13 protein-coding genes and 2 pseudogenes are annotated in these 13,094 nt (G+C 61.9%); 11 read left to right on the top strand and 4 right to left on the bottom strand.

Annotated elements, in window-relative coordinates; all coding sequences use genetic code 11:
• The first annotated feature begins 1 nt into the window (after window position 1).
• The 10 genes and pseudogenes from ACR0M9_RS03555 (at window position 2) to ACR0M9_RS03510 (ending at window position 7,987) form a co-directional block, all read left to right on the top strand.
• Window positions 2–415, top strand: coding sequence for a phage major tail protein, TP901-1 family (locus tag ACR0M9_RS03555; protein ID WP_267364994.1), 414 nt, complete (start codon window positions 2–4; stop codon window positions 413–415).
• Window positions 416–419: 4 nt separating this feature from the next.
• Entirely contained in the window at window positions 420–740 is a 321-nt protein-coding gene (locus ACR0M9_RS03550) for a gene transfer agent family protein (protein ID WP_480772851.1), read from the top strand.
• Window positions 737–946 carry a rcc01693 family protein gene (locus ACR0M9_RS03545; RefSeq protein ID WP_267364990.1) on the top strand — a complete coding sequence of 70 codons (210 nt, stop codon included), beginning with the start codon at window positions 737–739 and terminating at the stop codon, window positions 944–946. Before ACR0M9_RS03550 ends, ACR0M9_RS03545 begins: the two co-directional genes overlap by 4 nt.
• On the top strand, window positions 933–1,595 hold the full coding sequence (locus tag ACR0M9_RS03540) for a phage tail tape measure protein (RefSeq protein ID WP_480504745.1): 663 nt from the start codon (window positions 933–935) through the stop codon (window positions 1,593–1,595). The genes ACR0M9_RS03545 and ACR0M9_RS03540 overlap by 14 nt, the downstream gene beginning before the upstream one ends.
• Window positions 1,596–1,610: 15 nt before the next feature.
• The gene (locus ACR0M9_RS03535) at window positions 1,611–2,243 is read left to right on the top strand and encodes a DUF2460 domain-containing protein (protein ID WP_267364987.1); all 633 of its coding nucleotides are present in this window, start codon (window positions 1,611–1,613) and stop codon (window positions 2,241–2,243) included.
• On the top strand, window positions 2,243–3,130 hold the full coding sequence (locus tag ACR0M9_RS03530; protein ID WP_480772850.1) for a DUF2163 domain-containing protein: 888 nt from the start codon (window positions 2,243–2,245) through the stop codon (window positions 3,128–3,130). The genes ACR0M9_RS03535 and ACR0M9_RS03530 overlap by 1 nt, the downstream gene beginning before the upstream one ends.
• Complete coding sequence (locus ACR0M9_RS03525; RefSeq protein WP_480772849.1) at window positions 3,127–3,573, top strand: C40 family peptidase; 447 nt, start codon at window positions 3,127–3,129, stop codon at window positions 3,571–3,573. Before ACR0M9_RS03530 ends, ACR0M9_RS03525 begins: the two co-directional genes overlap by 4 nt.
• Window positions 3,573–4,904 (top strand): annotated as a pseudogene (locus ACR0M9_RS03520) (baseplate multidomain protein megatron); the annotation flags it as partial. The gene ACR0M9_RS03525 and the pseudogene ACR0M9_RS03520, both read left to right, overlap by 1 nt.
• 162 nt (window positions 4,905–5,066) lie before the next feature.
• Window positions 5,067–7,682 (top strand): annotated as a pseudogene (locus ACR0M9_RS03515) (baseplate multidomain protein megatron); the annotation flags it as partial.
• Window positions 7,683–7,690: 8 nt separating this feature from the next.
• Window positions 7,691–7,987: a DUF7742 family protein gene (locus tag ACR0M9_RS03510; RefSeq protein WP_480545415.1), complete on the top strand. Its 297-nt coding sequence runs from the start codon at window positions 7,691–7,693 to the stop codon at window positions 7,985–7,987.
• On the opposite strand, the gene ACR0M9_RS03505 is transcribed toward ACR0M9_RS03510, so the two are convergent.
• Window positions 7,968–8,363 (bottom strand): TraR/DksA family transcriptional regulator, encoded by a 396-nt coding sequence (locus ACR0M9_RS03505; protein WP_480545417.1) that lies wholly within the window; start codon window positions 8,361–8,363, stop codon window positions 7,968–7,970. The genes ACR0M9_RS03510 and ACR0M9_RS03505 overlap by 20 nt on opposite strands.
• 27 nt (window positions 8,364–8,390) lie before the next feature.
• On the opposite strand from ACR0M9_RS03505, the gene cysE reads away from it, so the two are divergent.
• Complete coding sequence (cysE, locus tag ACR0M9_RS03500; protein ID WP_480473363.1) at window positions 8,391–9,200, top strand: serine O-acetyltransferase; 810 nt, start codon at window positions 8,391–8,393, stop codon at window positions 9,198–9,200.
• A gap of 68 nt (window positions 9,201–9,268) precedes the next feature.
• On the opposite strand, the gene ACR0M9_RS03495 is transcribed toward cysE, so the two are convergent.
• The 3 genes from ACR0M9_RS03495 to pdhA are packed head-to-tail and all read right to left on the bottom strand — an operon-like array spanning window position 9,269 to window position 12,975.
• Window positions 9,269–10,582 (bottom strand): pyruvate dehydrogenase complex dihydrolipoamide acetyltransferase, encoded by a 1,314-nt coding sequence (locus ACR0M9_RS03495; protein ID WP_480772848.1) that lies wholly within the window; start codon window positions 10,580–10,582, stop codon window positions 9,269–9,271.
• Between the two features lie 14 nt (window positions 10,583–10,596).
• Complete coding sequence (locus tag ACR0M9_RS03490; protein WP_480564279.1) at window positions 10,597–11,970, bottom strand: pyruvate dehydrogenase complex E1 component subunit beta; 1,374 nt, start codon at window positions 11,968–11,970, stop codon at window positions 10,597–10,599.
• Window positions 11,971–11,985: 15 nt separating this feature from the next.
• Window positions 11,986–12,975, bottom strand: coding sequence for a pyruvate dehydrogenase (acetyl-transferring) E1 component subunit alpha (gene pdhA / locus ACR0M9_RS03485; protein ID WP_209503593.1), 990 nt, complete (start codon window positions 12,973–12,975; stop codon window positions 11,986–11,988).
• Between the last annotated feature and the right edge of the window lie 119 nt (window positions 12,976–13,094).

Here is a 13,094-nt window from a genome sequence, read left to right as displayed (position 1 = left end):
CATGGCTGCCCAGAACGGAAAAGACCTTTTGGTCAAAGTGGATATGAACGGCACGGGCCTGTTCCAGACCATTGCGGGCCTGCGGGCCACGCGGATCAGTTTCAACGCCGAAAGCGTGGATGTCACCAGCCTGGAAAGCCAGGGGGGCTGGCGCGAGCTGTTGTCGGGGGCGGGGGTCAAATCGGCCTCGATCTCGGGCTCGGGCGTGTTCAAGGATGCAGGTACGGACGAACGCGCGCGGCAGCTGTTCTTTGACGGCGAGACCCCGGCGTTTCAGGTGATTATCCCCGATTTCGGCATTGTCGAGGGGGCGTTTCAGGTGACGGGCATCGAATATGCAGGCTCGCACAACGGTGAGGCGACCTATGAGATGAGCATGGCAAGCGCCGGTGCGCTGAGCTTTACGGCGCTGTAATCGCATGGCCAATCCGTGGACGGGCGAGGTGGCACTGACCATCGATGGAGAGCGGCGGGTGCTCAAGCTGACGCTGGGCGCTTTGGCGGAACTGGAGCAGGAGCTGAACACCGGATCCCTGGTCGAGCTGGTGCAGCGGTTCGAGGGTGGCGCGTATTCCAGCAGTGACGTGCTGGCGCTGATCGTTGCCGGGTTGCGGGGCGGGGGCCGGGATACCACCCGCGCCGACCTGTTTCATGCCGAAATCGAGGGCGGCCCGATGGCTGCGGCCAAAGCGGCGGCCGAGCTGCTGGCCCGCGCCTTTATGGTGCCGGAAACGACATGAGCGGGTTCGACTGGCCCGCCCTGATGCGGGCCGGGTTTCTGGGGCTGCGGCTGACACCGGATCAGTTCTGGCGTCTGACCCCGGCAGAACTGCGGCTGATGCTGGGGCAGGGCGCCGGGATGTCCGCGATGAACCGGGCAGGGCTTGACGCGCTGCTGGCCGCCTTCCCGGACAAGCAACAAGGAGAGCGTGATGACGGATCGTGACGGGTTTGACGACTTGCAGGAGCGGGGGGCAGCGCTGGGCGATGCCCTGGGTGATGCTGCGACGATGGCCGCGGCGTTTGACAGCCAGATGAAGCGGATCAGCGCCGCGTTCGAGGAAACCGGCAAGGATGTCGCCACGTTGGAGCGGGGCATGTCCAGCGGTTTGCGCAAGGCGTTCGATGGCGTGGTTCTGGACGGGATGAGCCTGTCGGGCGCGCTGGATGTGCTGAAGAACTCGCTGATCCAAACGGCCTATGCCGCCGCGATCAAGCCGGTGACGGATCATTTCGGTGGGTTGCTCGCAAACTCGGTCGGCGGGTTGGTGCAGGGTCTTCTGCCCTTTGCCGATGGCGGCAGTTTCAGCCAGGGCCGGGTGATGCCCTTTGCCAATGGCGGCGTGGTCAGCAGCCCGACAATGTTTCCAATGCGGGGCGGCACCGGGCTGATGGGCGAGGCTGGCCCCGAGGCGATCATGCCGCTGGCGCGCGGCACGGACGGCAAGCTGGGCGTGCGCACGCAGGGCGGCGGGCATTCGGTGAATGTGGTGATGAACATCACGACCCCGGATGTGCAGGGGTTCCGCCGCTCGCAGGGACAGATTGCAGCACAGATGAGCCGTGCGTTGGGGCGCGGCAATCGCAACAGGTAAATCAGGGAGCAGGTGATGACTTTCCACGAGGTGAGATTTCCCGCCAGCCTGAGCTTTGGCTCGGTCGGGGGGCCCGAACGGCGCACGGATATTGTGACGCTGGCCAACGGGTTCGAAGAGCGCAACACGCCCTGGGCCCATTCCCGGCGCAGGTATGACGCGGGGCTGGGGATGCGCTCGCTGGACGATATCGAGACGCTGATCTCGTTCTTCGAGGCGCGGCAGGGCCAGATGTACGGGTTTCGCTGGAAGGACTGGTCGGATTTCAAATCCGGCAAGGCCACGTTGGATGTCGATGTCGGAGATCAGGTTATCGCTCGCGGCGACGGTGTGCGGACCGAGTTTCAGCTGATCAAGACATATAGCTCGGGCGGGGTCAGCTATGCCCGCCCCATCGTCAAGCCGGTGCTGGGGACGGTGCGTCTGGGGCTGGATCAGGACGAAATCCGGGAGGGCGTGGAATTCGAGGTTGATCTGGCAACAGGCCGGATCACCTTTGCCGACCCGCCACCGGAAGAGGTGGATATCACCGCCGGGTTCGAATTCGATGTGCCGGTGCGGTTTGACACCGACAAGATCCATACAAGCGTCGCCAGTTTTCAGGCCGGAGAGGCGCCGAACGTTCCTGTTGTTGAGGTGCGTGTCTGATGGCTGTGGATGAACAGGGCCTGCACGCGCATCTGCAAAGCGGAATGACCACCGCGTGCCGGTGTTGGGCGATCAGACGCCGGGATGGTCAGGAATACGGGTTCACCGATCACGATCTGGAGCTTGGCTTTGACGGATTGACGTTCAGGGCCAGCACCGGATTGACGGCGGCGGCCATCGAGCAGGCCACCGGCCTGTCCATTGACAACACCGAAGCCATGGGCGCGCTGTCGGATGCGGCCATTCGCGAAGAGGATATCGAGGCGGGGCGGTTCGACGGGGCCGAAGTGCGCGCGTGGCTGGTCAACTGGGCCGACCCGGATCAGCGTATCCTTCAGTTCCGGGGCTCGATCGGGGAATTGCGGCGCGCAGGCGGTGCATTCCACGCCGAGCTGCGTGGCCTGACCGATTTGCTGAACCGCCCGTTGGGGCGCGTGTATCAGAAGCCTTGTACTGCCGTTTTGGGGGACCGGACCTGTCGGTTCGGCATGGATACGCCCGGCTATTGGATTGAGGGCGCCGTCACCGGTTTCGATGGCGGAACCGTTCTGCTTGTTGCGGGCGGGGCAACCATCGAAGACGGCTGGTTCGAGCGCGGCAGGGTCGACGTTGTGTCGGGAGCGGCGAAGGGGCTCTGGTCATCAATCAAGCATGACCGGCAGGTGGCGGAAGGGCGGCAGATCACGCTCTGGTCCGGTTTCGGGGAAAGCCTTGTGCCGGGTGACACGGTCAGGCTGCGGGCGGGGTGCGACAAACGCATGGAGACCTGCCGTCTGAAGTTCAACAACCTGCTGAACTTTCAGGGTTTTCCCGATCTTCCGGGCGAAGACTGGGTGATGGCCGTCCCCAAACAGAGCAAAGCCAACAGCGGAGGGAGCCTGAGGTGACGATACACAGGCAGGATATAGTCGCGGAAGCGCGCAGCTGGCTGGGGACGCCTTATGTGCATCAGGCCTCGACCAAGGGGGCGGGCACGGATTGTCTGGGCCTGCTGCGCGGCGTCTGGCGCGCCGTGATTGGGCGGGAGCCCGAGGCGGTTCCGGTCTACAGTCTGGACTGGTCCGAGCCGCAGGGCGAGGAACGCATGTGGGCGGCGGCGCGGCGGCATCTGGTCGAAAAACCGGCCGCCGATTTTGCGGTCGCAGATGTGCTGCTGTTCCGGATGCGCGATGGCAGCGTGGCCAAGCATCTTGGCATCGTCAGCGTCGCAGGCCCGGAACCAAGGTTCATTCACGCCTATTCCGGTCATGGCGTCGTCGAGAACGCGCTGAGCGGCCCATGGCGCCGCAGGGTCGTTTCCTGTTTCGAATTCCCGTTGGAGGTGCTCTGATGGCTACTATTCTTCTTTCCGCAGCCGGGGCGGCGCTGGGCGGGTCAATTGGCGGAACGGTCGCGGGCCTGTCCACCGCGATCATTGGCCGGGCCATTGGCGCGACGGTCGGGCGGGTCATCGACCAGAGGTTCTTCAGCCAGTCCGTCATGGGCAGTGGCAGCGAAGTCATCGAAACAGGCCGCATGGACCGGTTCAGGCTGACGGAAACCGGCGAGGGCGCGCCGGTGACTACGGTCTTTGGGCGTATGCGCGTGGGCGGTCAGGTCATCTGGGCCTCGGACTTTCTGGAGACCGAGACCCGTGAAACGCAGGGCGGCGGAGGCGGGGGCAAAGGCAAACCCAAGACCCCCGAAGTGACCACCGTCAGCTACAGCTATTCGATTTCGCTGGCCATTGCCGTTGGTGCAGGCGAGATTGCCGATGTCGGGCGCATCTGGGCAGACGGGGAAGAACAGGACCGATCCGGGCTGAACATGCGCATCTATCACGGCACGCAGGATCAGTTGCCCGATCCCCTGATCGAAGCAATCGAAGGGACGGGCACGGTGCCGGCCTATCGCGGTACAGCCTATGTCGTGATCGAGGATTTCCAGCTTGCGAGTTTTGGCAACCGGGTGCCGCAGTTCTCGTTCGAGGTGGTGCGCCCCGCGCAGCGCGACATGCCTGATTACCCAAGCGCCCTGCCGCAGATCGTGCGGGGCGTTGCGATGATACCGGGCACGGGCGAGTATGCGCTGGCCCGTTCGCAGGTGAATTATACGCAATCCGGGACAAGCTGGGCGGCCAATGCGCATTCCGCGTCGGGTGTATCGGATCTTGTGAGCTCGACCCGTGCGCTGGAGACCGAGTTGCCAAATTGCGACGCGGCCTCGTTGGTGGTGTCGTGGTTCGGTGACGATCTGAGATGCGGCACATGCACGATCCGGCCCAAGGTCGAACAGAGTGGCACGGACAGCCGCAACATGCCATGGATCGTGTCGGATCAGGTTCGAAGCACGGCGGGTCAGGTCACCCGGCAGGACGGCCGCCCGGTCTATGGCGGAACACCCGCAGACCCGGCGGTGGTCGAGGCGATCCGACACCTCAACCAGTCGGGAAAGCGGGTCATGTTCTATCCGTTCATCCTGATGGAGCAATTGCAGGGAAACGGGCTGCCCGATCCCTGGTCGGAGGCCACAAGTCAGCCCCACCTGCCTTGGCGGGGACGGATCACGCTGGATGTGGCGCCGGGGCGCGCAGGGTCTGCTGATCAGACCGCGGCGGCGGACGCGCAGGTGGCCGCGTTCTTTGGGACGGCAAGTGCTGCGGATTTTACGATCAACGAAGGATTTGACGCCCCGGTGGACACGGGCGGCGGCAGCGGCACCAGCGGCTCGGGCCCGGTGCTTGGCGGGCGGCCGGATGATCGCGGGCCTGGCGATTTGCAATGGGTAAACGGTGGCGGCACGTTTGGCGGCTTGCTTGGTAATGGTCCCGTTCCGGCCACGAAAATCGTCAAATACTCCGGCCCGCAGGAATGGGGCCTGCGCCGGTTCATTCTGCACTATGCCATGTTGTGCAAGGCGGCTGGTGGGGTGTCGTCCTTCTGTATCTCGTCCGAGATGCGTGGCCTGACCCAGATCCGCGGGGCCTCGGGGTTTCCCGCCGTTGCGCAACTGCGTGCGCTGGCGGCAGAGGTGCGCCAGATTCTGGGCCCGGACACCAAGATCGGCTATGCGGCGGATTGGAGCGAGTATTTCGGATACCAGCCGGATGGAAGCGGTGACAGGTATTTTCACCTCGACCCGTTATGGGCGGATGACAATATCGATTTCATTGGCATCGACAATTACATGCCGTTGTCTGACTGGCGTGATGGCGAAAATCACGTGGACGCCGAGGGTGGTGCGCCGTCGGTCTACGACCTTGGGTATCTGCGCGACAATATCGAGGGGGGCGAGGGGTATGACTGGTATTATGCCGCGCCGGAAGAGGCCGATGCACAGATCAGAACGCCCATCGAAGATCAGGAGCATGATGAGCCATGGGTCTGGCGCTACAAGGACCTGCGCGGCTGGTGGTCAAATCTGCATCACGAGCGGATCGGTGGCGTTCGTCAGCCCAATCCGACCGACTGGGTGCCCGGATCAAAGCCGATCTGGTTTACCGAGTTGGGATGTGCGGCAATCGACAAGGGCACGAACCAGCCGAACAAGTTTCTGGATCCGAAATCGTCTGAATCGCTGTTGCCTGCATATTCAAACGGACTGCGTGACGATTTCATTCAGGTCCAGTACCTTGCGGCGACCCTTGGATATTGGAGCGACCCGAACGTCAACCCGGTGTCGCAAGTCTATGGCGGACCAATGCTGGACCTGGCGAATGCCTATGTCTGGGCGTGGGATACCCGCCCGTTTCCGACCTTTCCAAATCTGCGAAGCCAGTGGGATGATGGGGCAAACTATGACCGGGGGCATTGGCTGAACGGCCGGTCCGGCTCGCGCACGCTGGCCTCGGTCGTGACTGAGATATGCCACGCGGCAGGGGTGACGGATATCGATGTTACCGGGCTTTATGGCGTGGTTCGGGGATATGTCATCGAAGATGTGACAAATGCGCGGTCGGCTTTGCAGCCGCTGATGCTGCGCTATGGGTTCGACGCGATCGAACGGAACGGCATCTTGCGCTTTCAGATGCGCGATGGCTATGGCGCGATTGCCCTGAACCCTGATCATCTGGCGATCAGCGGTGATCTGGATGGCACGGTTGAGCACCGGCGAGAAGCCGAGGCCGAGATGACGGGCCGCGTGCGCCTGCGTTTTGTCCAGTCGGATGCGGATCACGATCTGGTTGCGGAAGAGGCGGTTCTGCCCGAGGACAGCACGCATTCGGTCTCGGTCAATGAGATGCCGTTGTCCATGACACGCACCGAAGGCCGGCAAACGGCTGAGCGCTGGTTGAGCGAGGCCCGTGTTTCCCGCGATACGGTGCGGTTTGCCTTGCCGCCATCGCTGCTGCATCTGGGCGCAGGTGATTTGGTGCGGTTGTCAGAAACCGAAAACAGCCCCCTTTACCGGATTGACCGTCTGGAATCTGCCGATCTGCAACTGGTCGAAGCGGTCCGGGTTGAACAGGGCGTGTATAAGGCATCGCACCTGCACGACGACCCGGCGGTTGTCAGGCCCTATGCCGCGCCCGTTCCCGTGCTGCCGGTGTTTCTGGACCTGCCGCTGATCACCGGGGCAGAGACCCCGCATGCACCCTATCTTGCGGTGACCGCTGATCCATGGCCGGGGGCCGCAACGGTTTATTCCTCCTCAACCGATGAGGGGTACAGCCTGAGTGATGTGATCCCCGGTCAGGCCATTGTGGGCGTGACCGAAACACCGCTGAGGCGCGCCAGTATCGGCGTTTGGGACGAGGGCCCGGCGGTGAAGGTGCGACTGTTGGCCGGTCAGCTGGAATCGCGTCCGCGTGGCGCGGTTCTGAACGGTGTCAATCTGGCGGCCATCGGCGACGGAACACCCGGCAACTGGGAGGTTTTCCAGTTCTCGGATGCCACGCTTGACTCCCCCGGCGTTTACGCCCTGTCCGGGCGGTTGAGGGGCCAGTTGGGGTCGGATGCCCTGATGCCGGATGTCTGGCCGGACGGGTCCATATTCGTGTTGCTGAACGATCAGGTGCAGCAGATCAACCTGTTGCGTAACGAGCGGGGATTGGCCAAGCATTATCGCATCGGCCCGGCGACCCGTGGTTACGACGATCCGGCTTACCAGCACCTGATCGCCTCATTCGACGGCAATGGTTTGCGCCCGTATTCCCCGGTTCACCTTCGGGTGCGATCCGACGTAACCGGCGATCACCTGACCTGGGTGCGGCGCGCCCGGTTGGACGGGGATGACTGGTCAGGGCTGGAGGTTCCGCTGGGCGAGGAAAGCGAATCCTATCTTGTGCGTGTCTTTGCTGGGGGAACCCTTATCCGTGAAGAGATGACATCCCTGCCAGGGTGGTCATATTCGGTGGCATTGAAGGCGGCAGATGGTCTGACCGGGTCATATGAGGTCGGGATTGCGCAGGTGTCGGCCATTTACGGCCCCGGTGCGATGGCGCGTCTGGTTGTCGGGTAAGCGGCACGATGCGACCGCTATTGCACGGTGATCTAAGTGCCGCGGCGCGCGCCTTGTTGGCGGCGCCGCCGCCAGAGCGGACCCGCTTATGCGTCCGGATGATCCATGAAGCGGAACTGGCCGACATACACCGGGCGCGCACGGGTCAGCTGCATCCGGTTTACGGCAACGGATCGCTGATGGCGGTTGCGCGCAACAGGGTGCTGGCCGATGAGCCGGGGTTTGACGATTTGCAATATTGTCAGTGTTTTTCGATGGTTTTGCACCATCTTGCCGAGTTTCTGATCACCCGGTCGCGCAGCTGACGCATTTGCTGGCGGCCAGATTCAGAGACAATCGCCCATCGGGAATACGGTCGCCGCAATCTTCGCAATATCCGTATTCCCCCTCGTCCAGCCGCTTTAACGCGGCTTGAAGGCGGCGGGTTTCGACATTGCGATTCACCTGTTGCGCCTTTGCCATCGCCTGGTTTTGCAACGCATCCATGCGGCTGAGCCGACCAACCGCCTGCTGATCCAGCTCAACAACGGCCTGAGCCTGCTGGCCTGATGCGGACAATTGATCCAGTTCGGCCAGACGCTCGTGAATTCGTGTTTCAAAATATGTGCGCTCGGACTCATTCATTTTCGTTGTATCGCGGATCACGGGTTTGCGTTTGGCCTTTTTGCCACTAAATGGCATTCTAGGCGCAGCAAAGGATCAAAAGCTATGTTTGAAAAACGCAGCCCCGTGACACCGGTCGATCCGGTCTGGAACCGTATCACATCCGAGGCCCAAGCAGCCGTCGAGACAGAACCGCTTATGGGCGGGCTTGTGCACGCCTGTATCCTGCATCACCGCAGCCTTGAGCGAGCGCTGTCCTATCGGATCGCGGCCAAGCTGTGTTCGAACGAAATGTCGATGATGGTTCTGCGCGAGATCGTGGATGAGGCCTATGCAAACGATCCCGGTTTGCTGGAAGCCGCCCGCGCCGACCTGATGGCGGTTTACGAGCGTGATCCGGCCTGCCATCGGTTGCTGCAGCCAATCCTGTATTTCAAGGGCTATCAGGCCATGCAGGCCTATCGCGTCGCGCATTGGCTGTGGCGCAAGGGGCGCTTTGATCTGGCCTATTTCTTCCAGATGCGATCGTCGGAGATTTTCGGCATCGACATTCACCCGGCCGCAAGGATCGGCAAGGGGATCATGATCGACCACGCCCATTCCATCGTCATCGGTGAGACCGCCGTGGTCGGAGACAACGTGTCGATGTTGCATTCGGTGACGCTGGGCGGAACCGGCAAGGAAGAGGAAGACCGCCATCCCAAAATCGGAGACGGTGTTCTGATCGGGGCCGGGGCCAAGGTTCTGGGTAACATCAAAGTCGGCCATTGCAGCCGTATCGCTGCCGGTTCGGTGGTGTTGCAGGACGTTCCGCCGTGCAAGACCGTTGCCGGTATCCCGGCCAAGATCGTGGGCGAGGCCGGATGCGATCAGCCGTCAATCTCGATGGACCACATGCTGGGCAAAGATCAGTAGGTCGATTTAAACTAACAAAAAAGGCCGCCTCGATATTCGAGGCGGCCTTTTTTTTAGGTCGGTATGGCTTACGCCAGCATGACCATCGGGTTTTCCAGATTGTCGACAATGGCCTTGAGCAGTTCGGCCCCCAGCGCGCCGTCGATGACGCGGTGATCAACGGACATGGTGACAGACATCACGGTTGCCACGGTCAGCTCGCCATCATCCCCGACAACCGGTTTCTTGACGCCGGTGCCGACGGCCAGAATACCGGCATGGGGCGGGTTCACGATGGCATCGAAATTGTCGATGCCGAACATGCCCAGGTTCGAGATGGCAAAGGTGCCGCCCTGATATTCATGCGGAGCCAGCTTGCGCTCGCGTGCGCGGGCGGCAAGGTCTTTCATCTCGGTCGAAAGGGCTGACAGGGATTTCATGTCAGCGTCTTGCAGGACCGGCGTGAACAACCCGCCTTCGATTGCGACCGCAACAGCCACATCTGACGGTTTCAGTTGCAGCACCCGGTCACCTGCCCAGACGGCATTACAGGCCGGAACCTGTTGCAGCGCGTTGGCGACGGCCTTGATGATGAAGTCATTGACGCTGAGCTTGACGCCGCGACCTTCCAACTGCTTGTTCAACTGACCACGGAAGTTCAGCAGCGCGTCCAGCTTGATATCGCGGCGCAGGTAGAAATGCGGGATGGTCTGTTTGGCCTCGCCCAGGCGTGCAGCAATGGTTTTGCGCATACCGTCGAGCTTGATTTCCTCGTACGGGCGGCCTTCGTACATCCGAGCGACCATATCCGCCGATGGACCAGACGGAGCTGCAGGGGCAGCTGCGGGCGCGGCGGCGGCCGGAGCAGTGGCAGGAGCTGCTGCCGGAGCGGTGGCAGTTGCGCCTTCGACATCAAACTTGACGATGCGACCATGCGGGCCGGAACCGGCAATCTGTGTCAGGTCGAGACCTTTTTGCGCAGCAATCCGGCGGGCCAGAGGCGAGGCAAAAATCCGACCGCCATCTGCCTTGGCCGGAGCGGCCGGGGCAGGGGCGGGCGCCTCGGGTGCCACTGGCGCGGCAGCCTCGTTGCCCGCGACGGCTGCGGGGGCAGCCGCCGGAGCAGCAGCCGGAGCCGTGCCAATGTCATCGGCGCTTTCGCCGTCTTCCAGCAGAACCGCGATGGCGGTGTTGACCTTGACCCCTTCGGTGCCCTCGGGAATCAGGATCTTGCCGATGGTGCCTTCGTCAACGGCCTCGAATTCCATCGTGGCCTTGTCGGTTTCAATCTCGGCCAGCAGATCACCGGAGGAGACGGTGTCGCCTTCCTTGACCAGCCATTTGGCGAGCGTGCCTTCCTCCATGGTCGGGGACAGGGCGGGCATCAGAATTTCTGTAGGCATCTGTCTGTCGCTCCTTACCGGTAGGTCACTTGTTTGACGGCGGCGATCACCTCATCGGTGGTGATCAGGGCCAGCTTTTCGAGATTGGCGGCATAGGGCATCGGAACGTCCTTGCCAGTGCAATTGATGACCGGCGCGTCGAGGTAATCAAACGCCTCCTGCATCACGACCGAGCTGATGTAGCTGCCGACAGACCCCTGCGGCCAGCCTTCTTCCACTGTCACCAGACGGTTGGTCTTCATCACCGAGTTGATGATGGCGCCAGTGTCCATCGGGCGGATGGTGCGCAGGTCGATCACTTCGGCGCTGATGCCGTCTTCGGCCAGCTTGTCAGCAGCTTCCAGCGCGTATTGCATGCCGATGCCAAAGCTGACGATTGTCACATCTGACCCTTCGCGCCAGATGCGGGCCTTGCCCAGCGGAATGGTCAGGTCATCCACCTGCGGCACTTCGAAGGAGCGGCCGTAGAGGATTTCGTTTTCCAGGAACACAACCGGGTTGGGATCGCGGATGGCCGATTTCAGCAGGCCTTTGGCATCAGCAGCGGAATAGGGCATGACGACCTTCAGGCCGGGGATCTGCATGTACCACGCGGCATAGTCCTGGCTGTGCTGTGCGGCCACGCGGGCCGCGGCCCCGTTGGGCCCCCGGAACACGATGGGGCAACCCATCTGACCACCAGACATATAAAGCGTTTTGGCCGCAGAGTTGATGATCTGGTCAATCGCCTGCATGGCGAAGTTGAAGGTCATGAATTCGACAATCGGTTTCAGACCGCCAAAGGCCGAACCCACCGCGATACCGGCAAACCCGTGTTCGGTGATCGGGGTGTCGATCACGCGTTTGGAGCCAAATTCATCCAGCAGGCCCTGCGAGATTTTATAGGCCCCCTGATATTCAGCGACTTCCTCGCCCATCAGATAGACGTTTTCATCACTGCGCATTTCCTCGGCCATTGCATCGCGCAAGGCTTCGCGCACGGTTTCGGACTTCATCTCGGCATCCGCGGGCCAGTCGGGTGACAGGTCCACCGCTGGAGCAGCGGGGGCCGCTGCGGCAGGAGCCGGGGCCGGGGCTGCTGTGGGGGCGGCCTCGGGTGCCGCTGCGGCTGCGGGGGTTGCCGCGGGCAGGGCAGAGGCGTCTTCGCCTTCTTCGACCAGCACTGCGATAGGGGTGTTCACCTTGACCCCTTCGGTGCCCTCGGCGATCAGGATCTTGCCGACGATGCCTTCATCGACGGCTTCGAACTCCATTGTTGCCTTGTCGGTCTCGATCTCGGCCATGATGTCGCCCGAGGATACGGTGTCGCCTTCCTTGACCAGCCATTTGGCCAGCGTGCCCTCTTCCATCGTGGGGGAAAGGGCGGGCATGAGAATTTCGGTTGCCATGTCTTATTCGTCCTCTCAGGCGTAAATGTCAGTCCAGAGCTCTTCGACCGAAGGCTCGGGGCTTTCTTTCGAGAATTCGGCGGCCTGATTGACGATCTCCTTGATTTCCTTGTCGATCGCTTTCAGGTCATCCTCGGTCGCGTGCTTGCCGGTCAGCAGCAACTCGCGCACATGTTCGATCGGGTCGCTTTGTTCGCGGACCTTCTGAACTTCTTCGCGGGTACGGTACTTGGCCGGGTCGGACATCGAGTGGCCGCGATAGCGGTAGGTCTTGATTTCCAGGATATAGGGGCCTTTGCCTGCGCGGCAGTGCGCGACAGCTTTTTCACCCGCTTCCTTGACCGCCAGCACATCCATGCCGTTGACGATCTCGCCCGGAATGCCAAACGCCTCGCCGCGATGGAAGATGTCCTTGGTCGAGGTTGAGCGGGACTGTGCGGTGCCCATGGCGTATTGGTTGTTCTCGATCACGAAAATCACCGGCAAGCCCCAGATGGCCGCCATGTTGAAGGTCTCATACACCTGACCCTGGTTCGCGGCACCGTCCCCGAAATAGGTGAAGGTCACGCGGCCGTTTTCCTTGTACTTGTCGGCAAAAGCCAGCCCCGCGCCCAGCGGAACCTGCGCGCCGACGATACCGTGCCCGCCGTAGAAGTGCTTTTCTTTCGAAAACATGTGCATCGAGCCGCCCTTGCCTTTGGACAGGCCACCGATGCGCCCGGTCAGTTCGGCCATCACGCCGCCCGGATCCATGCCACAGGCCAGCATGTGACCGTGGTCGCGATACGAGGTGATGCGCTTGTCGCCTTCCTCTGCTGCGGCCTCAAGCCCGACAACAACGGCCTCTTGTCCGATATAAAGGTGGCAGAACCCGCCGATCAGGCCCATACCATAAAGCTGACCGGCCTTTTCCTCGAATCGGCGGATCAGCAGCATCTCGCGGTAGTATGTCTGGAGTTCTTCCGCAGAAACATTTGGTTTCTTTGTGGTTTTTCGCGCAGCCATCGTGGCGATCTCCCCCTTTCGGACAGATAGTTTAGCGTTAAACTATCTCATAAAGCATTTGGGGCTTTCTGGCGAGGGTAAATGTGACGCAGCGTTCGCCACGGCGCATCCCGGCCGAA

The sequence above is a fragment of the Ruegeria sp. CH2 genome (genome assembly GCF_056537065.1).
Note: the sequence above shows the minus strand (reverse complement) of the source record. Positions and strands in the feature narration are given on the sequence as shown.